Raw genomic sequence first — 19,672 nt, 5'->3', positions numbered from 1 at the left:
CGGGCGGGCCGGCCGGTGCGGATGGGGCACCGGCCGGCCCGCCTTTACGTCTGCCCGCACAACCCCCACAGTTAGATACCGAACGCGCTGTTTTCTTTCACCGGTTGCGCTTGTTTTGCCGGATGTGCACCCGCACTCCGGCACACTGGTGTGATGAGGGCCGTCTCAGGGTGAGTTATCGTGTACGGGGGGTAAAAACAAACGGCATGACCCGTTCATTTCCGTACCGGGAGAGTTCAGTCGATGGCGAGGCAGTTGCGAGCCGAGCAGACCCGCTCGACGATCATCACGGCCGCCGCTGACCTGTTCGACCGTCGCGGCTACGAATCGACCAGTCTCAGCGACATCGTGGAGCACGCCCAGGTCACCAAGGGCGCCCTGTACTTCCACTTCGCGGCCAAGGAGGATCTCGCCCACGCGATCCTCGAACTCCAGTCGCACACGGCCCGCCGGCTGGCGACGGAGACCGACAACCGCGGCCACACCTCCCTGGAGGCGCTGATGCGCCTCACGTTCGGCATCACGCGGATGTCCGTCGAGGACCCGGTGCTGCGGGCCGGCCTGCGGCTCGCCACCGGCGGCATCCGGCCCCGGCCGCCGCTGAGCCACCCGTTCACGGAGTGGCTGGACATCGTCACGACCCGGCTCGTCGGCGCGGTCAAGGAGTCCGACGTCCATCCCGACATCGATATCGACGTCGTGGCCCACTCCCTGGTCTGCTTCTTCGTCGGCACCCGCGTCGTGGGCCGCTCCCGCGAGCCCGTCGCGCGCCAGCCCCGCAGGACGGCCGAGATGTGGAACATACTCATCCGCGGCCTGGTGCCGGTGACCCGCCGCGCCCGCTACCTGAGCCTGGCGGCCCGCCTGGAGCGGGAGATCGCGCCGGTGTGACGGGGGCATCGGGCCGATCGGCCGGTGCGCAGGGCACGCGCGTTACGGTGAGGCGCATGGTCGACACCTCCTCCGCACCCGTGCTCCTCGGCAACCGGCCGGGCTCCTTCCCGCACAGCGTGCTGGCCGAGCGGCACCCCGCGATCATCCGGCAGGTCCGCGAGGCCTTCCCGTACGAACCCGGGCAGCACCGCGCGCTCGACGACCTGCTGGCGAACTGCACCAAGGGCGAGATCGAACCGCTCCCCGCCGACGCGCACGACCGGGACCGCTGGGAGGCCTGGGGGATGCGCGCGTACGCCGGCCGGTCCTGGTTCGACGTGCCGTGGCTGTGGTCCGAGAGCTGGTTCTACCGCCGACTGCTCCAGGCCGTCGGCTACTTCGGCCCCGGCCCCTGGCAGGGCATCGACCCCTTCCGCCCCTTCAAACTGGCCGAACTCGACTCCGCCGAGACCGACGAGGAACTGGCCGCGCTCGACGACCTCGCCGGCCGGCCCGCCGCCGAACAGGAACAGGCCCTGCTGCACGGCTCCCTCTGGGGCAACCGCGCCGACCTCGGCTTCCGCCTCTCCGCCGAAGGAGCCCGGTACGCACAAGCCGCCCCCGGTCTGGTGGCCGACGACAGCGACCGGCTCTGGTCACTGCTCGACACCGCGGGCCGGGGCTCGGGCACGCTGAGCCTGGTCGCGGACAACGCGGGCCGCGAACTCGTCCCCGATCTGCTGCTCATCGCCCACCTCCTGGCGAGCGGCCGCATCGGACGAGCCGTCCTGCACGTCAAGCCCTACCCCTACTACGTCTCCGACGCCACGACCGCCGACGTCGTCGACGCGCTGCGCCGGCTGACCGGCGCCGGGGGAGCGGCCGCCGCGTACGGCCGGCAGCTGTGGTCCGCCCTGGCCGACGGCCGCCTCACCCTGCGCGCCCACCCCTTCTCCAGCGCCCCGCTGCCGTACGCGGAGATGCCCGGCGACCTGCGCGCCGAATTCGCCTCGGCCACCCTCACCCTCGTCAAGGGCGACCTCAACTACCGCCGCCTGGTGGGCGACCGGCTCTGGGCGCCGACCACCCCCTTCGCGGACGTCACCGCGTACTTCCCCGGGCCGGTCGCCGCCCTGCGCACCCTGAAGTCCGACGTGATCACCGGCCTCGACAGCCGCACGGAGGCGGAGCTGGTCGCGGCGGAGGACCAGCGCTGGCGCACCAGCGGCACGCACGCGCTGATCCAGGTGCGGACCCCCGACTAGGTCAGATCACCTGCACGTCCTGCCACACCAGGCGGTGGTCCGACGTCGGGACCGTCGTGCCGTCGCCGACCAGCCGGTACAGCGGGTCGCCCGGCTCCGGCCAGAACACGCCGTTCGCGCCCGGTATCAGCCCCCTGGACGGGATGACGTGGTCGACCCGCAGATTGCCGGGGGCCGTGTCGCCGAAGTCGGCGGTGTCGTACGCCGGGTCGCCCAGGTGCGAGGTGTTCGCGCCGCCCTGGAGCCGGGTCGCCGCCACACCGCCCCTGCTCGCCGGCGGTGTGACGGCGGGGTGCACCGCCGGGTGCTCCAGCAGCTGCCGCACGGCGTGGTCGTAGCTGTCGCCGTCGTACGGATCGGCGTTCAGGTCTCCCGCGATCACGAACCGCGCCCCGGGCCGCAGCCCGCCGCGCCGGCCCCGGTCGTCGTACAGGTACGCGCCGCGCCGCCGCCCGCCGATGTAGTCGGCCCACAGGCGGATCTCGTCGTGGTTGCGGCGGCCGTTGCGGTCCTCGGGGCCGTCGAAGGTGGGCGGCGTCGGGTGCGACACCAGGAAGTGCACCGTCTCGCGGCCGATCCGCACCGGCACGTCCCAGTGGCTCTTGGACGACAGCCGCAGGATCGCCCGGGCCTCGTCGCTGTAGTAGCCCTCGGGCATGACGTTGCCCGGCATGTCCTTCCACAGGAAGTGCTGGAAGGTGCGCACCGCGCGCGTGTCGATCGGGTACTTCGACAGCACGAGCATGCCGTACTGGCCGGGGAACCAGCCGTACCCGAAGGCGTCCTGCCCGTAGGCGTCCGAACCGGGCGCCGTCACGGCGCCGTTCTTCCCGTCGAGGTCCACACCCGTGGCGACGCCCGTGTTCACCGGAGCGGTGAAGCGGTACGGATAGCGCACCGGGCGCGCCCCGTTGTGCCCGGCGGCGAGGTAGTTCCGCAGGAACAGGCGGGCCGCCGCGCCCTGGTCGTCGTAGTCGAACTCGTTGATCAGCAGCACGTCCGGGTCGATCCGCTGGATCGTCTCGGCGGCGTTGCGCGCCTGGGCGTTGTCCGGCGTGGACAGGTCACGGACCAGGGCGCCCTGGGCGGAGCGGTTCAGGGACGCGTTGAACGTGGCGAACCGCACGGTACGCCCGCGCCGTTCGGCCGCCGAGGCGGTCAGGGCCGTCGCACCGGCCAGCGCCGCCCCCGCGAGCGAGGTGAGCGCGGCCCGGCGCGGCAGGGCTCGGGACTGCTTCATGGTGGACTCCGGTGAACGAGAGGGACATGAGCTGCCAGGGTGTGGGCGTAAGTCTGCGCGCGTAGAGATGAACGCCACAAGGTCCGGGCAGAACTCCCGACTTCACCCTCGATTCACGCGATGGTGTGATCATGTCCGGGCTCGTGGATGCCGTCGCGGGGCGCAGGGTAGGGCCCGGCCATGACGCAGCCGTTCGAACTCCCGCACTTCTACATGCCGCACCCCGCGCGGCTGAACCCCCATGTCGACGAGGCCCGCGCCCATTCGACCCGGTGGGCGCGCGAGATGGGCATGCTGGAGGGATCCGGCGTCTGGGAGCAGGCCGACCTCGACGCGCACGACTACGGCCTGCTGTGCGCCTACACCCACCCCGACTGCGACGGCCCCGCCCTCTCCCTCATCACCGACTGGTACGTGTGGGTCTTCTTCTTCGACGACCACTTCCTGGAGATGTACAAGCGCAGCCAGGACCGCGCCGCCGGCAAGGCCCACCTGGACCGGCTGCCCCTGTTCATGCCGCTGGACCTCTCGACCCCCGTACCCGAACCGCTGAACCCGGTCGAGGCGGGCCTCGCCGACCTGTGGGCGCGCACGGTGCCCAAGATGTCCGAGGGCTGGCGCCACCGCTTCGCCGTGGCCACCGAGCACCTCCTGAACGAGTCGATGTGGGAGCTGTCCAACATCAACGAGGGGCGGATCGCCAACCCCGTCGAGTACATCGAGATGCGCCGCAAGGTCGGCGGCGCGCCCTGGTCGGCGGGGCTCGTGGAGTACGCCACGGCCGAAGTGCCCGCCTCCGTCGCCGGGTCCAGGCCGCTCAGGGTGCTGATGGAGACGTTCTCCGACGCCGTGCACCTGCGCAACGACCTGTTCTCCTACCAGCGCGAGGTCGAGGACGAGGGCGAGAACAGCAACGGCGTGCTCGTCCTGGAGACGTTCTTCGGCTGCACCACCCAGGAGGCCGCCGACACCGTCAACGACGTCCTCACCTCCCGCCTCCACCAGTTCGAGCACACGGCGTTCACCGAAGTGCCCGCACTGGCCCTGGAGAAGGGCCTCGCCCCGGACGAGGTCGCGGCCGTGGCGGCGTACACCAAGGGGCTCCAGGACTGGCAGTCCGGCGGCCACGAGTGGCATCTGCGCTCCAGCCGCTACATGAACGAGAACGCGCGCGGCTCGAAGCCCTGGCCCGGCTGCAGCGGCATGGGCACCTCCGCCGCCGACGTCCGCGCCCTGCTCACGGCGGCCGGCGCCGAGCGGCTGCGCTCCTACACGCACGTGCCCTACCAGAAGGTCGGGCCGTCACAGATCCCCGACATCCGCATGCCGTTCCCGCTGGGGCTCAGCCCGCACCTCGACAACGCCCGCCACAACCTGCGCGACTGGGTGGCCCGGATGGGCATCCTCGCCGAGGGCGTCTGGGACGAGGACAAGCTCAGGGCCTACGACCTCCCGCTCTGCTCGGCCGGCCTCGACCCGGACGCCACCCCCGAGGCCCTCGACCTCAGTTCGCAGTGGCTCGCCTGGGGCACCTACGGCGACGACTACTACCCGCTGGTCTACGGCCACCGCCGCGACCTGGCCGCCGCCCGGCTCACCACGGCACGCCTGTCCGACTGCATGCCCGTCGCCGGAGAGGCGCCGCCGGTCCCGGTCAACGCCATGGAGCGCGGCCTCCTCGACCTGTGGCTGCGCACCACCGCGGACATGGCGCCCGAGGCGCGGCGCACCCTCAAGGACGCCGTCAACGTCATGACGGAGAGCTGGGTGTGGGAGCTGTCCAACCAGCTCCAGAACCGCGTCCCCGACCCCGTCGACTACCTGGAGATGCGCCGGGCCACCTTCGGCTCCGACCTCACCCTCAGCATGTGCCGGATGGGCCACGGCCCGGCCGTCCCGCCCGAGGTCTACCGCAGCGGCCCGGTCCGCTCCCTGGAGAACGCCGCGATCGACTTCGCGTGCCTGCTCAACGACGTCTTCTCGTACCAGAAGGAGATCGAGTACGAGGGCGAGATCCACAACGCGATCCTCGTCGTGCAGTCCTTCTTCGGCTGCGACTACCCGACCGGGCTCCGCATCGTGCACGACCTGATGAGCCAGCGCATGCGGCAGTTCGAGCACGTGGTCGAGCACGAACTGCCCGTCCTGTACGAGGACTTCAAGCTCACGGACGAGGCGCGCGCCGTCATGGACACCTACGTGGAGGACCTGCGGAACTGGATGGCGGGCATCCTTAACTGGCACCGCGAGGTGGACCGCTACAAGGCCGACTGGCTCGCTCGCCGCGCCCACGGCTTCCTCCCGGACCGCCCGCCGGCCGTACCCGTGCCCGCCCTCCGCTGACCCGTCCTTTTCCGGCCAGATCGATCCGGAACGGGACATCGGGGAACCCCCGGCGGTGCGCCGGGGGTCTTCTCGGCTGAGGGGAACAGACAACGCACCACACGGGGGATACCACCTTGACCGACATCATCGAAAGGCCCGCCGGCATCGAAGAGCCGCAGGAGCGGGCACAGGCACCCGCACCGGCCGAACTCACGCCGTACGTCGCGCCGCTGCCCGTCCCGCCCGTCCTGCGCCCCGCGTCCGGCGACGTCCTGCGCGAGACCGAGATCGCCCTGCGCCCGGCCTGGGTGCGCCTGCACCCGCAGCTCCCGCCGACCCTGATGTGGGGCTACGACGGCCAGGTGCCGGGCCCGACCATCGAGGTCCGGCGCGGGCAGCGCGTGCGCATCGCCTGGACCAACCGGATCCCGAAGGACAGCGAGTACCCGGTCACGTCCGTCGAGGTGAAGCTGCGCCGGGACGGCCGCCCGCAGTCCAGTACCGAGCCGGGGCGCGACGGATTCGAACCGAACAAGGACGTCGCCGCCCTGCCCGCCTGGTCCGTCACCCACCTGCACGGCGCCCAGACGGGCGGCGGCAACGACGGCTGGGCCGACAACGCGGTCGCCTTCGGCGACGCCCAGCTCTCCGAGTACCCGAACGACCACGCGGCGGTGCAGTGGTGGTACCACGACCACGCCATGAACATCACCCGGTGGAACGTGATGGCGGGCCTGTACGGCACCTACCTCGTGCGTGACGACGAGGAGGACGCCCTGCGTCTGCCCTCCGGGGAGCGGGAGATCCCGCTGCTGCTCGCCGACCGCAACCTCGACACCGACGAGGACGGCCGCCTCAACGGCCGGCTGCTGCACAAGACGGTCATCGTCCAGGAGAAGAACCCGGAGACGGGCAAGCCGGTCTCCCTCCCGTTCACCGGCCCGTACACCACCGTCAACGGCCGCATCTGGCCGTACGCCGGGGTGGACGCCGGCTGGTACCGGTTCCGGCTGGTCAACGCCTCCAACGCGCGCATCTACGACCTCGTCCTCGTCGACGAGGAGAACAACCCGGTGCCGGGCGTCCTCCACCAGATCGGCAGCGACGGCGGCCTGCTGCCGCGCCCCGTCCCGGTCGACTTCGACGCGGCGCTGCCGGCCCTGACCGCGGCCCCGGCCGAGCGCTTCGACCTGCTGGCCGACTTCCGGGGCCTGGCGGGCCGCACCCTGCGCCTGGTCAACAAGGGCCGCAACCAGCCGCCGGGCGTGCCGGACCCGCAGGGCGACGTGCCGTACCCGGCCGTCATGGAGTTCCGGATCGGCGAGTCCTGTGAGCCGGACACCTTCGAGCTGCCGACGGTGCTCTCGGGCTCCTTCCGCCGCCTCACCCACGCCATCGAGCACGGCCACCGCCTGGTCGTCCTCACCCCGCCCGCCACCAAGGGCGCCGGCGGCCACCCGGAGATGTGGGAGATGGCGGAGGTCGAGCACCCGGGCGACATCCAGGTCCCGACGGACGGGATCATCCAGATCCAGGGCCCGGACGGCAAGACCCGGACGTACCGGCGCACGGCACGCACGTTCAACGACGCCCTCGGCTACACCCTCGCCGAGGGCAGCCACGAGCAGTGGAGCTTCCTCAACCTCGCGCCGATCGTCCACCCCATGCACATCCACCTGGCCGACTTCCAGCTCCTCGGCCGCGACGCGTACGACGTCTCGGGCTTCGACCCGGCGGTGGGCGGCACGCGCACGCCGATCCGGTACGACGCGGGCACCGCCATCCCGCTCGCGCCCAACGAGCTCGGCTGGAAGGACGTCTTCCGGGTGCCCGGGAATCAGACGCTGCGCGTCATGGGCAAGTTCGACGGGGCGCACGGCCGGTTCATGTACCACTGCCATCTGCTGGAGCACGAGGACATGGGCATGATGCGGCCCTTCGTGGTGATGCCCGCCCAGGTGCTGAAGTTCGACCACGGCGGCGCCCATGGCGGGCACGGGGAGGGCCACACGGGCTGACCGACCCCTTCCGGCCGGCCGCTCGCACCGCACCCGTACGCCGGGTGCGGTGCGGGCCACGCCCGCGTCCCGGCTCACGACGGTCCCGTCCGAGGCCACTCAGTCTCACTCGTTCGTGGCTCATCGGGCGCCGATGTGCCGGGTAGAGCACCAGCCGTGATCGTTCCGCATCCGGCGGAGGCGATCGGGCACCACCCGGAGGCGAGCCATGGAACAGACCGCGTTGCGACCCAAGCCGATGCCGGGCCGGGAGCCGGACGGGGCGGCGCCCGCGACGGGGTCCGGCGCTGCACGGCCGCGTCCGCGCGCCGCCCGGCGGCGCGGGCGGCGGCTTCTCAACGTGCTGCTCGCCGGGTTCGCCGGCGCGGTCCTGGTGGTGTCCGGGATCGGTCTCGGCGCGATGGCCGCCACGGTGGTCGGCAAGGGCGGGGTCACCGACCCGCGAGGGCGCCACACGACGTTGCTCCCCGGCCCCTCGCCGTCCGCCGTGCCGTCCGCGCCCGTCGCCGTGACCCTGGGCGTGCAGGTCATGGACGCGCGCAAGCCCGGGGCCCTGGTCGTCGGGCTGCATGTCCCCGGCCCGGCGCAGCAGGCCGGCCTGGTGCGCGGCGACCTCCTCCTCGCCTTCGGCACGACCCGGATCGACACGGCCGCGGACCTGGTGCGAGCCGTCGCCGGCGCCCGTCCCGGCCAGAAGGTGAAACTGACGGTGCGGCACCGCAGCGGCGGCTACCGGCAGCTGACGGTCGTACCGGCGGTCGTCACATGACGGCCCGGAAGTGGCTCGTCAGCCGCCCCGCGTCGTCCAGGACGTGGAAGGCCAGCCCGGGCGGCGCGTCCCGGTCCGCGACCTGCTCGCCCTCCCAGGGCAGCCGCAGCGTCCACGTCACACCGGGTCCGACGACCAGCGGCCGTCCCGCGAACGAGGTGGCGGCGGGGGTGTGCGCGTGGCCGGTGACCAGACCGGCGATCTCGGGGCGGCGGTCCAGCAGAGCGGCCAGCCGGCCGGGGTCGCGCAGCCGGTAGGAGTCGGGCAGCGGGTGGTGCAGGGCCACCGGCGGGTGGTGGAAGGCGAGCAGCACCGGAAGGCTGCCGTCGAGTTCGTCGAGGGTCGCCTCGATCCAGTCGTACGTCTCCCCGGCCAGCTCCCCGTCGTCGCTGCCCGGGACGCAGGAGTCGCACATCAGCACGGCACCGTCGTCGAAGACCTGCACGCTGTTGACCGGCCCCTCGGCCCCCGGCAGGCCCAGCAGTGCCTTGCGATAGGGCGCGCGGCTGTCGTGGTTGCCCGGGCAGGTCAGCACCGGGAACGGGCCGTCGCCCTCGCGCAGCCCCAGGATGCGGGCGGCCTCCTCGTACTCCGGCTCGGTGCCGTGATCCGCGATGTCCCCGGTCACGAGCAGCGCGTCGACCTGCCCGGACAGTTCCCGCAGCCGGTCGCGCACCCGCTCGGCGCGCTCCGTCGCCCGCGCGCTCCCGTCCAGGTGCAGATCGCTGATGTGTGCGAGTACGAGCACGGTCGTACGCCCTCTCGATCGAACAACTAATGGATTACCGGCATCTAAGCATTAGATCTAATGCCTGGGCAATCCTCTGCCGTTAGTGGAGATGCGCGAGTGATACCCGCAGACGGCTCGCGCAGGCCCCTCCGGCCGGGCAGGATGCTGCCCGTAGCCCCTACGTCCGTCCTGGGAGGCCCGGATGACCGGAAGCACGGCCGCGTCCTTCACCGCCGACGACTACCGGGCCCGCATGGAGCGCGCCGCGCGGACGGCCGCCGAGGCCGGTCTCGCGGGCCTGCTGGTGGCCCCGGGACCCGACCTGGTGTGGCTCACCGGCTACACGCCCCCGGCGGTCACCGAGCGGCTCACCCTGCTGGTCCTCGCCGCCGGACAGGACCCGGTCCTCGTCGTCCCCGCCCTGGAGGCCCCGGACGCGCGGAAGGCGGCCGGAGCGCCCGCGCTGACCCTGCGCGACTGGACCGACGGCAAGGACCCCTACGCCGCCACCGCGGCCCTCCTCGACGCCTCGGGCCGGTTCGGCATCAGCGACAACGCCTGGGCGCTGCATCTGCTGGCCCTCCAGCAGGCCGTGCCCGGCAGCTCCTACGCCTCGCTCACCGAGGCCCTGCCGATGCTGCGCGCCGTCAAGGACGCGGCCGAGCTGGAGCTCATGGCCGCCGCCGGAGCCGCCGCCGACGCGACGTTCGAGGAGATCCGGAACGTCCCCTTCGCCGGCCGCCGGGAGTCCGAGGTGGCCGCGGACCTCGACCGGCTGCTGCGCCGGCACGGCCACGAGCAGGTCGACTTCACCATCGTCGCCTCCGGCCCGAACGGCGCCGATCCGCACCACGAGGCCGGCGGCCGGGTCATCGAACGCGGCGACATGGTCGTCCTCGACTTCGGCGGCCTGAAGGACGGCTACGGCTCCGACACTTCCCGCACGGTCCACGTCGGCGAGCCCACCGACGAGGAACGCCGCGTCCACGACATCGTGCGCGCGGCCCAGGAGGCCGGCTTCCGCGCCGTGCGGCCGGGCGCCGCCTGCCAGGACGTCGACCGGGCCGCCCGCGCGGTCATCGCCGACGCCGGCTACGGCGCGTACTTCATCCACCGCACCGGGCACGGCATCGGCGTCACCACCCACGAGCCGCCGTACATGATCGAGGGCGAGGAGCGGCTCCTCGTGCCCGGCATGTGTTTCTCCGTGGAACCCGGCGTCTACCTGCCCGGCCGGTTCGGCGTGCGCATCGAGGACATCGTGACCGTCACCGAGGACGGCGGGCGGCGCCTGAACACCACCACCCGCGAGCTGGTCATAGTGGAGTGACGCCACGATGTCCCCACCACGCCTCCCGAACGGCAACGGCGCGACCATGACCCAGGCACCCACTCCCACCGAGGACACCGTCCGCCGGCTCGTCCGTTCCCTGCTCAAGGACGGCAAGGACGGCAAGGACGGCAAGGACGGCAGGAACGGCCGTAACGCCGAGGACGGCGGCGACGCCCAGGAGACCGAGCGGCGGACCGGCCCCGACGTCCGGCCCGCCACCGAGGGCGCCGAGCCCGCCACCTGGTGGGTCGGCACCCGCCATGTGCTGCGCCTCGCCCCCGACCGCGAGGCCACCGCACGCCAGCGCCGCGAACTGCGCCTGCGCGACCTCGTCCGCCCGCACGTCCCGATGGCGGTGCCGGCCAGCGTGGCGCACGGCGAGTGGGCGCCCGGGCTGACCTACACGCTGGACACCAAGGTGCCCGGCGGCTCGGGGGAGCGGCACGACGTGTCCGCCGTCGGCGAGGCCGACCTCGCCGCGCTGCTCACCGGCCTGCGCGAGGTGCCGGTCCGGCAGGCCGAGACCCTCGGCGTGCCGCGCACCGCGCCGCGCTCCCTGGAGGCGCTGCGCCGGGCGGCCGTCCGCGCCGCCGAGCGCCTCGCCGAGGCCGACGAGTTCGACGCCGCCCGGCTGAACCAGCTGACCCCGCCCGCCGCGGCCCAGCTCGCCGCCCAGGCCGGCTCGGCGGTCCTCACCCACCGCGCCCTCACGGGCGGCCACCTGGTGGTCAGCGCCGACGGGCGGGTGCGCGGCGTGCTCGGCTGGGGCGGGGCGGTCGTCGGCGACCCGGCCGAGGACATCGCGGGCCTCGCGCTCGCCGTCGGCTCACCCGCCGCCGTACGCGCCGCCACCCTCGCCGGCTACGGCGCCCGCCCCTGCCTGCGCGGCCTGTGGCTCGCCCGCTGCGACACCGTCGTCCAGCTCGCCGAGGCCCTCGCCGCCGGCACGGACGCCACTCCGCTGCGGACGCAACTGCGCCACGCCTGGGAGCCGATCCTGCTGGAACGGGTGACGGACCTGGGGGACGCGGACGACGCCCTGTAGCCGGGCGCCGCCGGGCGCGGCTCAATCCTGGAGCAGCACCACGCCCGACTCCCCGGGCACCCGGACCACCCCGTCCGCCCCGGGCGCCTCCACCGGCTCCCACGCGGCCAGCACGCGCGCGTGGGGCACGCCGAGCGGCAGCGCGGCCGGCTCCGGCGCCAGATTCACCACCACGAGCACGTCCCCGCGCCGGAAGGCGATCCAGCGGAGCTCCTCGTCGAAGGCCACCTTGGTGTCGGCGAGGTCGGGGTCGGTCAGGTCGGGCTGCTCGTGGCGCAGGGCGAGGAGCTGCCGGTACCAGGCCAGCACGCGCGCGTGGGGCTCGCGTTCCGGCTCGGACCAGTCGAGGCAGGAGCGGTCCCGGGTCGCCGGGTCCTGTGGGTCCGGCACGTCCTCCTCCTTCCAGCCGTGCGCGGCGAACTCCCGCCGCCTGCCCCGCCGTACGGCGTCCGCCAGCTCCGGGTCGGTGTGGTCGGTGAAGAACTGCCAGGGCGTGCCCGCCGCCCACTCCTCGCCCATGAAGAGCATCGGTGTGAAGGGGGCCGTCAGGACCAGCGTGGCCGCGCAGGCGAGCAGCCCGGGGGAGACCAGGGCCGAAAGGCGGTCTCCCTGCGCGCGGTTGCCGACCTGGTCGTGGGTCTGGCTGTAGCCGAGCAGCCGGTGCCCGGCCACGCGCGTGCGGTCCAGGGGGCGACCGTGGTGCCGCTGACGGAAGCTGGAGTACGACCCGTCGTGGAAGTAGCCGCCCGTGAGCGTCTTGGCGAGCCCGGCGAGGGGAGCGCGCGCGAAGTCGGCGTAGTAGCCCTGCGACTCGCCCGTCAGCGTGGTGTGCAGGGCGTGGTGGAAGTCGTCGTTCCACTGCGCGTGCAGCCCGAAGCCGCCCTCGTCGCGGGAGGTGATGAGCCGCGGGTCGTTCAGGTCCGACTCGGCGACCAGGAACAGCGGCCGGTCCACCTCGGCGGCCAGGGCGTCCACGGCCGCCGACAGCTCCTCCAGGAAGTGGCACGCGCGCGTGTCCACCAGCGCGTGCACGGCGTCCAGGCGCAGCCCGTCGATCCGGTAGTCGCGCAGCCATGCCAGGGCGCTGCCGATCAGGAAGGCGCGCACCTCGTCCGAGCCGGGGGCGTCCAGGTTGACCGCGGCGCCCCAGGGCGTGTGGTGCGTGTCCGTGAGGTACGGACCGAAGACGGGCAGGTAGTTGCCGGACGGGCCGAAGTGGTTGTGCACCACGTCGAGCACCACGCCCAGGCCGAGTTCGTGGGCCCGGTCGACGAAGCGTTTCAGCGCCTCCGGCCCGCCGTACGGCTCGTGCACCGCCCACAGCGAGACGCCCTCGTAGCCCCAGCCGTGCGTGCCCGGGAAGGGGCACAGCGGCATCAGCTGCACGTGTGTGACGCCCAGTTCGGCGAGATGGCCGAGCCGCTCGGCGGCCGCGTCCAGGGTGCCCTCGGGCGTGTACGTCCCCACGTGCAGCTCGTACAGCACCGCGCCGGGCAGCGGCCGCCCCTGCCACTGGGCGCGCCACTCGTACCGCTCGTGGTCGACGACCGCGCTCAGCCCGTCCGGGCCGTCCGGCTGCCGGCGCGAGCGCGGATCGGGCCGCACGGGACCGTCGTCGAGCGCGAAGCCGTACCGGGATCCGTCGCGTGCCTCGGCCTCGCCCCGCCACCACCCCACCCGTTCCGGATCGCGCTCCAACGCGTGCGTGACGCCGTCGCACTGGAGCGTCACTCGGCCGGCCTGCGGTGCCCACACCTCGAACTGCACGGACGGTTCCCCTTCGTCTGCTCACCGGGATGTAGCCCGTCCATGGTGCGTCAAACGCGATCAATCCGCTGGCGCATCCTCCCTTTTGCGGCGGGTGTCGCCGGGTACGCGCGCGTGGCGGCCGTTCTCCCGTTTTCTGGACAGCCCGGCCGCGCTGCCCGACAATCACGAGCGTGACGTCGTCCTTCGAGTTCAACACGTACCCCGCGCGGCTCTCCGACGCGGAGCGCGACAGGGTGCTGAAGGTGCTCCGCGACGGCGCCGCCATGGGCCGCCTGTCCCATGACACGTTCGTCCGCCGCATGGAGCTGGCGCTCGCCGCCCGCCGCCCGGACGAGCTGGCGGTGCTCACCGCCGACCTGCCGACGGAGAGCCGGTTCTCCCGCGTCGTGTTCGGCACCGTCGAGGCGGTCTCCGGGTTCACCGTACGGCTGCGCAGGGCCTGGCAGGCCGAGAAGCTGCCCAAGCTGCTGCTGCCCCACCCGGCGCACGGCCATCCGCTGCGCATAGGCCGCGACCCCGCCAGCGGACTGCGCCTGAACCACGAGACGGTCTCCCGCGTGCACGCCGAACTGCGCCACCAGGGCGGCATATGGGTTCTGCGCGACCTCGGCTCCACCAACGGCACGACGGTCAACGGACGGCGGGTCGTCGGGGCGGCCGTGGTCCGCGAGGGCGACCAGGTGGGCTTCGGGCGGATGATGTTCCGGCTGTCGGCCGGATGATGTTCCGGCTGTCGGCCCGATGACGTTCCGGTTGTCGGCCGGCTGACCGGAAACCGAGCCTCACCTCACCTCTGGCCTGGGGTTTACCAGTTGTCGTTCCCTGGGGCATGGCTCAAATGCCTTTGCTCTCCATGGTGTTGACGTACCCCGGAAGTCGTGACTGACTGTGCGTACGCCATCTACACCTGGTGAACCGACGGCATCGCACGGGGGAGGTGTGTCCTGCCGCCCCTCCTGCGCTACCCGACCGTCGACGAACTGGGCGCCCGGGCCGCCGCCCTCGTCGCCCGCCACCCCCGTGACGCCCGGCTGCGCCGGGTCGGCACGTCCCGCGCCGGCACCCCGATGTGGCTGCTCTCCGTCGGCCACGGCAGCCGCCAGGCCCTCGTCGTCGCCGGCCCGCACGCCAACGAACCCGTGGGCGGTGCCACCGTGCTGCGCCTGGCCGAGCGGACCCTGGCCGACCCGCGGCTCACCGAGGGCGCCGACGCCACCTGGAACCTGCTGCTGTGCCTCGACCCGGACGGGCTGCGCCGCAACGAGGGCTGGCTGACCGGCCCGTACACCCTCGGCCGGTACTTCCGGAACTTCTTCCGGCCCGGCTTCCTGGAACAGCCCGAATGGCTGCCCGACGGCGCGGCCGGCGCCGCCCTGCCGGAGACCCGGGCCCTGCTGGACGTCCAGGACGAACTGCGGCCGTTCCTCCAGTGCTCCCTGCACGGCGTCGACGTCGGCGGCGGCTTCGTCGAGCTCACCGACGACCTGCCCGGCCTCGCCCAGCGGCTCACCCCGATCGCGGAGCGGCTCGGCATCCCGCGCGAACTCGGCGCCTACGACGCCCTGTACTGGCCCGGCCTCGGGCCCGCCGTCTACCGGATCCCGCCGCCGCGCCGGGCCGACCTGGCCGCGGCCATAACGGAAGCCGCCGTCGAGTCGACGTGGTTCCACCCGCACCGGCACGGCACCGTCACCGCGGTCGTCGAGGCGCCCATGTGGGGCGTGGCGGCCGTGTCGGACGGCTCCCCGCCCGCGGACCGGGACGCGGTGCTGCGGTCCGTCAGCCGCGCCCTGCGCCACGACACGGGCCTGCTGCGGCAGGTGCTGGCCCGGATCCGGCCGCACCTCGCCGCCGTGCCCGACGCGGCGCGCCTGCTCGCCCCGGTGGACGACTATTTACTGGTCTGCCCCGGCCTCGCCGACGCCTGGGACCCCGACACCGGCGACGGCGCGGCCCACCCCCTGCCGGCCCTGAGCACCGCGCACCTGGCCGCCCTGCGCATCTCCGGGCGACGGCTGGCCCTGCGCACCGCGGGACTGCTGCGCCAGCTCGTGCGCGGCGCCGGCCGCGACCCGGCCGGGGCCCTGCCGGAGCTGGACCGGCTCATCGACGAGTGGTGCGCCGACTACCGTGACGGCTGCGGGGCGCGCTGGATCCCGGTGGCCCGCCAGGCGGAGTACCAGGCGCGCGTGGTGCTCGCCGCGTTCGAGCTGGCCGGACGGCATCCGCGCCCGGGCTCCGGTCCGGCCGAGCCAGGGGTGGGGGTGCGGGGCGGCGGCGCCGACGCGGCGGGCATGACGCCCTGACGGGGTGCGTCCGGTCGGCTTCCTCTGATCGGCCTTCTCTGACCGACTTGCTCTAGTCGGCTTCCTCGCGCGCGTGCAGCGCCGCCGCGAGCACCGTGCGGGACTGGTGCTCGACCTGGTGCTGCAAGGGCACCCAGCGGGCGCGGAAACGTTCCGCGAAAGCGTCGCTCCAGGTCGCGACGAGTTCCTCCAGCTGTTCCGCCGCCCGGTCGTCGGTCCCGCGCAGCACCCGCCGCAGCATGGCCGCCGCCCGCAGCGGCACGCGCCGCGCGAACGCGTCCACGCTGCCCACGTAGGCCCGGGTGCGGTCGGCGGGCGGGGTGTGGACCAGGTCGGCGGCCAGCCCCGGCACCAGTTCCAGCCCCCACCGGGCGGCCCGCAGCAACGGCCCGTCCAGCTCCGCCAGCCGGGGCAGCGCGCCGTCGAGCACGCGCGTCACCTCCAGCGCGTCGCGTTGCAGCCGGCGCGCCAGCCGCCCGATCGCCGCAGCCGGAGCCGGATGCGGGGCCGGATCGTCCACCAGGTCGCTGGCCCACATCGGCACCTCGACCACCGCCGTCAGCCCGCCGTACCGGTGGGCGTGGTACCAGGTGCTGTGCCGCGCGTCGTCCGGCAGGCTCGGGTACGCCGGTCCGGCCTCCGGGGCGGGCATCACGTGCACCCCGGGCCCGGACGCGGGCCAGCCCGCGGCGTCCGACGCGCCGGTCTCCACCGGGATGTGCAGCTCCGCCGCGGACTTGGCGAACGGCTCGGCCAGCCCGGGCACGTCCTTCGTCAACTGCACCCAGCTGCCGCCCAGATCCGTGCCGTGCAGGGTCACCTGGAGGTAGGGGCGCAGTTCGTCGATGACGCCGGTCAGGGCCCGGGTCTCGGGGGGCAGCCGGTCCGGCGGCAGCACCGACGGGGCCCACTCCGGCTGCTCCGGGCCGGCGGGGCGGAAGAAGCCGAGGTGGTAGTCGAACAGGCTGCGCGGCGCCGGCGTCACATGCAGGCTCGCCCCGTCGGGGTCCGCGCACAGCAGGAAGTGCCAGGAGACGCCGTCACGCAACTCCCGCTGCTCCAGCACCCGCCGGGCCAGCGCGAGCAGGGTGCAGGAGCCGGTCGGCTCGTTGGCGTGGGCGCCGGCGACCACCAGCACGGCGCGGCGGGCGCGGCCCACGGACAGCAGGTGCAGAGGTCTGCCCGCCCGCGAGGAACCCACCTGCCGCAGGGTGCACACACCGGGGCGGTGGGCGGTCAACGCCCGGGCAGCAGAGACCAGTTCGGTCACCGTCGGGTAGCGCAGCTCCGGCAGGACACTCACCCCCGTCACATCCGCCCGAGTTCGCAATCGCAGTACCCCATGGCCATGGTGCGGTGTCAAGGGCGCGACGGGGGAGGCTCCAGGGGGCGCCCGGAAGCACTGGCCCGGGCGGCGCGGGCTGTGTCACCGGTACGAGGTGACTACTGCTGGTGCAGCCCCCGTCCCGCCAGGGTCAGGAACGCCTCGCCGACCGCCTCGGACAGAGTGGGGTGCGGATGGACGTGGCGGGCCACGTCGGACGGCTCGGCGTCCCAGCCGACGACCAGCTGGCTCTCGGCGATCATCTCCGACACGTGCGGACCCACCAGGTGCACGCCCAGCACGCGTCCGCCGCCGGCCTCGGCGACGACCTTCACCATGCCGCCCTGCCCGTGCACCATGCCCTTCGCCACGGCGGTCAGCGGCATGCTGTTGGTCACCACCTCGTGCCCACGCGCGCGTGCCTCGGCCTCGCTCAGACCCACGGCCGCGGTCTGCGGCGACGAGTACGTGACGCGGGGCACCGCCGCGTAGTCCACCGGCGCGGAGGGCACACCGGCCAGCGTCTCGGCCACCAGCAGCCCCTCCGCGAACGACGCGTGGGCCAGCCCGAGCGACGGCGGAGGCAGCAGGTCGCCCACGACGTGGACGCCGGGCACGGCCGTCTCCAGCCGGTCCCAGTCGGCCGGTACGACGAAACCGCGCTCGTCCGTGGCGAGGCCCGCGGCGGTCACGTCCAGGCCGTCGGTGACCGGGGTCCGCCCGACCGCCACCAGCAGCCGCTCGGCCGCGATCGTGAGCGTCTCGCCCCGGGCGGTGCGCACGCGTGCGCGCACCCCGTCGTCGAGGACCTCGGCGTCCAGGAGCCGGGCGCCGGCCCGGACGTCGATGCCGCGCTTCTTCAGACCGCGCGTCAGATGCCGGCTCACCTCGGCGTCCTCCAGCGGCACGATCCGGTCGGCGGCCTCCACGAGGGTGACCTCGGCGCCCAGGGAGCGGTGGAAGGAGGCGTACTCCACCCCGATCGCGCCCCCGCCGAGCACCAGCACGGACGCCGGGAGCCCGGGCGCGAAGAGGGCATCGTCGCTCGTCACCACGCGCCGCCCGTCCGGTTCGAGCCCCGGGAGCGTGCGCGGCCGTGAGCCGGTCGCGAGCACCAGGCCGCGGCGCGCGGACAGGTCTTGCGCGCCGGATTCACCGTGCCCCCTGGGGTTGTCGTGCACGCCGGGTTCGCCGTGCCCCCTGGGGTTGTCGTGCGCGCCGGGTTCGCCGTGCCCCCTGGGGATGTCGTGCACGCCGGGTTCGCCGCGCACGCCCTCCACGCGCACGGACCGCGGCCCCGTCAGCCGGGCGCTCCCCGCGATCACCCGTACGCCCGCGTGCGCGAGATGCGCCTGCACGCCCCGGTGGTTGCGGGCCACGATGTCGTCGCGGGTGGCCACCAGCGCCGGCCAGTCCACGGCGTCCAGCGTCGCCTTCACGCCCCAGCGTTCGCGTGCCTCGGCGATGCCGTCGACGAGTTCGGCCGCGTGCAGCATCGCCTTGCTCGGGATGCAGCCGCGGTGCAGACACGTCCCGCCGACCTTGTCCCGCTCGACGAGCACGACCTCCAGACCGAGGGCCGCGGCGCGCAGGGCGGTGCTGTAACCGCCGGTGCCGCCGCCGATGACGATGACGTCGGGTGAGTCCATGCCCTCAGCCTCCGCCCGGCCCTTGCCATGAGTCCAAGGCAATGTTCTTGTGGAATCGATGCAGGGCGTTTATGGGGAGGGGCCTTGAGCCTGCGGCAGATGGAGTACTTCCTGACGGTCGTCGAGGAGGCGTCCTTCACCCGCGCGGCGGAGATCCTGCACGTCTCGCAGCCCGCGCTGTCCCACCAGATCAAGGCCCTGGAGCGGTCGGTCGGCGGCGCGCTCCTGGAGCGCATGCCGCGCGGCGTGCGCCTGACCCCGATGGGACGCGCGTTCCGGCCGCACGCCGAACTCGCCGTGCGCAGCGCCGTCCAGGCCCGCCGCGCGGCCCGGGCCGCCGCCGGCGCGGAGGGCGGCGAGCTCCATGTCGCCGCCGTGCACTCCGTCGCGGTCGGCGTCCTCCCGGACGTCTTCGCCCGCTGGCGCGCCGCGCACCCGCACGTGCTGCTGCACCTCCACGAGTACGCCACCTCGCAGGCCCTGGAGGAGCAGGTCGAGCGCGGCACGGCCGACCTCGCCGTCGGTCCGGTGCCCGGTGGCTGGCAGGGCACCGTCGTGCCCGTCGGCGAGGAGGACATCGTCCTCGTGGTGCCCTTCGACGACCGGTTCGCCGGCCGTACGACGGTGACGCTGCCGGAACTCGCCGACCGCCCCTGGGTGCGCTGCGCCATGGAACCCGTCGTCCACGGCGAGCGCTTCCTCGACTGGGCCTGCGGCCGCGCCGGCTTCGCCCCGCGCACGGCCGTGTTCACCGAGCACACCTCGACGGCGGTGCGGATGGCCGCGGCGGGCGTCGGCGTCTGCGCCGCGCCCGCCCATCTCGTCCGGGACGCGGTCGGCGAGGGCTGTGTCGTCCTGTCACCCGACCCGGCCTGGAAGCGCACCCTGACGGTCTTCTCGCGCGTGGTGCCGACCGGCGCGGCGGCGGCCTTCGCCGACCTGCTGCGGACGGCCTGGCCGCGCCCGCACGTCCTCCCGCGGGCGTACGAGGACTGCGCCCAGGACGGCCCGGCGGTCGCCTGAGC

General features: G+C 73.6%; 15 protein-coding genes. 10 read left to right on the top strand and 5 right to left on the bottom strand.

What is annotated here, in order from left to right:
* The first annotated feature begins 243 nt into the window (after positions 1-243).
* Together IE255_RS19385 and IE255_RS19380 are read left to right on the top strand one after the other, a co-directional pair.
* Entirely contained in the window at positions 244-891 is a 648-nt protein-coding gene (locus IE255_RS19385) for a ScbR family autoregulator-binding transcription factor (RefSeq protein ID WP_190051577.1), read from the top strand.
* Between the two features lie 56 nt (positions 892-947).
* Positions 948-2,138 carry a damage-control phosphatase ARMT1 family protein gene (locus tag IE255_RS19380; protein WP_190051576.1) on the top strand — a complete coding sequence of 397 codons (1,191 nt, stop codon included), beginning with the start codon at positions 948-950 and terminating at the stop codon, positions 2,136-2,138.
* A 1-nt stretch (position 2,139) separates the two neighbouring features.
* Here IE255_RS19380 and IE255_RS19375 read toward each other — a convergent pair whose 3' ends face one another.
* Positions 2,140-3,378 carry an endonuclease/exonuclease/phosphatase family protein gene (locus IE255_RS19375; protein WP_190051575.1) on the bottom strand — a complete coding sequence of 413 codons (1,239 nt, stop codon included), beginning with the start codon at positions 3,376-3,378 and terminating at the stop codon, positions 2,140-2,142.
* Positions 3,379-3,558: 180 nt separating this feature from the next.
* On the opposite strand from IE255_RS19375, the gene cyc2 reads away from it, so the two are divergent.
* The 3 genes from cyc2 to IE255_RS19360 all read left to right on the top strand — a co-directional run bounded on the left by cyc2 (position 3,559) and on the right by IE255_RS19360 (position 8,490).
* Entirely contained in the window at positions 3,559-5,721 is a 2,163-nt protein-coding gene (gene cyc2 / locus IE255_RS19370) for a germacradienol/geosmin synthase Cyc2 (protein ID WP_190051574.1), read from the top strand.
* Positions 5,722-5,837: 116 nt separating this feature from the next.
* A complete protein-coding gene (gene phsA / locus IE255_RS19365; RefSeq protein ID WP_267974376.1) occupies positions 5,838-7,721 on the top strand; it encodes an O-aminophenol oxidase PhsA in 1,884 nt (627 codons plus the stop codon).
* Positions 7,722-7,929: 208 nt separating this feature from the next.
* Positions 7,930-8,490 (top strand): PDZ domain-containing protein, encoded by a 561-nt coding sequence (locus tag IE255_RS19360; protein WP_190051573.1) that lies wholly within the window; start codon positions 7,930-7,932, stop codon positions 8,488-8,490.
* Here the strand turns inward: IE255_RS19360 and IE255_RS19355 are convergent.
* Complete coding sequence (locus IE255_RS19355; RefSeq protein WP_190051572.1) at positions 8,483-9,238, bottom strand: phosphodiesterase; 756 nt, start codon at positions 9,236-9,238, stop codon at positions 8,483-8,485. The genes IE255_RS19360 and IE255_RS19355 overlap by 8 nt on opposite strands.
* 184 nt (positions 9,239-9,422) lie before the next feature.
* Between IE255_RS19355 and IE255_RS19350 the strand changes: the two genes are divergently transcribed.
* Positions 9,423-10,550, top strand: a complete 1,128-nt coding sequence (locus IE255_RS19350; RefSeq protein ID WP_190051571.1) for an aminopeptidase P family protein — start codon at positions 9,423-9,425, stop codon at positions 10,548-10,550.
* 46 nt (positions 10,551-10,596) lie between these two features.
* Positions 10,597-11,598: an aminoglycoside phosphotransferase family protein gene (locus tag IE255_RS19345; protein WP_190051837.1), complete on the top strand. Its 1,002-nt coding sequence runs from the start codon at positions 10,597-10,599 to the stop codon at positions 11,596-11,598.
* 21 nt (positions 11,599-11,619) lie between these two features.
* Here the strand turns inward: IE255_RS19345 and treZ are convergent, their stop codons facing one another.
* Positions 11,620-13,365: a malto-oligosyltrehalose trehalohydrolase gene (gene treZ / locus IE255_RS19340; RefSeq protein WP_190051570.1), complete on the bottom strand. Its 1,746-nt coding sequence runs from the start codon at positions 13,363-13,365 to the stop codon at positions 11,620-11,622.
* A 173-nt stretch (positions 13,366-13,538) separates the two neighbouring features.
* On the opposite strand from treZ, the gene IE255_RS19335 reads away from it, so the two are divergent.
* Both IE255_RS19335 and IE255_RS19330 read left to right on the top strand, forming a co-directional pair.
* A complete protein-coding gene (locus IE255_RS19335; protein ID WP_190051569.1) occupies positions 13,539-14,090 on the top strand; it encodes an FHA domain-containing protein in 552 nt (183 codons plus the stop codon).
* A 201-nt stretch (positions 14,091-14,291) separates the two neighbouring features.
* Entirely contained in the window at positions 14,292-15,674 is a 1,383-nt protein-coding gene (locus tag IE255_RS19330) for a M14 family zinc carboxypeptidase (protein WP_190051836.1), read from the top strand.
* A gap of 52 nt (positions 15,675-15,726) precedes the next feature.
* Here IE255_RS19330 and IE255_RS19325 read toward each other — a convergent pair whose 3' ends face one another.
* Positions 15,727-16,977 carry a M14 family zinc carboxypeptidase gene (locus IE255_RS19325; RefSeq protein ID WP_190051568.1) on the bottom strand — a complete coding sequence of 417 codons (1,251 nt, stop codon included), beginning with the start codon at positions 16,975-16,977 and terminating at the stop codon, positions 15,727-15,729.
* Between the two features lie 140 nt (positions 16,978-17,117).
* Positions 17,118-18,647 carry a dihydrolipoyl dehydrogenase gene (locus tag IE255_RS19320; protein WP_190051567.1) on the bottom strand — a complete coding sequence of 510 codons (1,530 nt, stop codon included), beginning with the start codon at positions 18,645-18,647 and terminating at the stop codon, positions 17,118-17,120.
* 84 nt (positions 18,648-18,731) lie between these two features.
* Between IE255_RS19320 and IE255_RS19315 the strand changes: the two genes are divergently transcribed.
* Positions 18,732-19,670 carry a LysR family transcriptional regulator gene (locus tag IE255_RS19315; protein ID WP_190051566.1) on the top strand — a complete coding sequence of 313 codons (939 nt, stop codon included), beginning with the start codon at positions 18,732-18,734 and terminating at the stop codon, positions 19,668-19,670.
* Positions 19,671-19,672 lie beyond the last annotated feature (2 nt).

It is taken from the genome of Streptomyces lomondensis, assembly GCF_014651035.1.
In the GTDB taxonomy this organism is placed as follows: Bacteria; Actinomycetota; Actinomycetes; order Streptomycetales; family Streptomycetaceae; genus Streptomyces; species Streptomyces lomondensis.
This window is presented reverse-complemented; position numbering and strand designations above follow the sequence as displayed.

Excerpts from the sequence above, each read along its gene's own strand:
- IE255_RS19375 (WP_190051575.1), bottom strand. The coding sequence starts at position 3,378 with ATGAAGCAGTCCCGAGCCCTGCCGCGCCGGGCCGCGCTCACCTCGCTC.
- IE255_RS19350 (WP_190051571.1), top strand. The coding sequence starts at position 9,423 with ATGACCGGAAGCACGGCCGCGTCCTTCACCGCCGACGACTACCGGGCC.
- cyc2 (WP_190051574.1), top strand. The coding sequence starts at position 3,559 with ATGACGCAGCCGTTCGAACTCCCGCACTTCTACATGCCGCACCCCGCG.
- IE255_RS19345 (WP_190051837.1), top strand. The coding sequence starts at position 10,597 with ATGACCCAGGCACCCACTCCCACCGAGGACACCGTCCGCCGGCTCGTC.
- IE255_RS19385 (WP_190051577.1), top strand. The coding sequence starts at position 244 with ATGGCGAGGCAGTTGCGAGCCGAGCAGACCCGCTCGACGATCATCACG.
- IE255_RS19380 (WP_190051576.1), top strand. The coding sequence starts at position 948 with ATGGTCGACACCTCCTCCGCACCCGTGCTCCTCGGCAACCGGCCGGGC.
- IE255_RS19360 (WP_190051573.1), top strand. The coding sequence starts at position 7,930 with ATGGAACAGACCGCGTTGCGACCCAAGCCGATGCCGGGCCGGGAGCCG.
- IE255_RS19320 (WP_190051567.1), bottom strand. The coding sequence starts at position 18,647 with ATGGACTCACCCGACGTCATCGTCATCGGCGGCGGCACCGGCGGTTAC.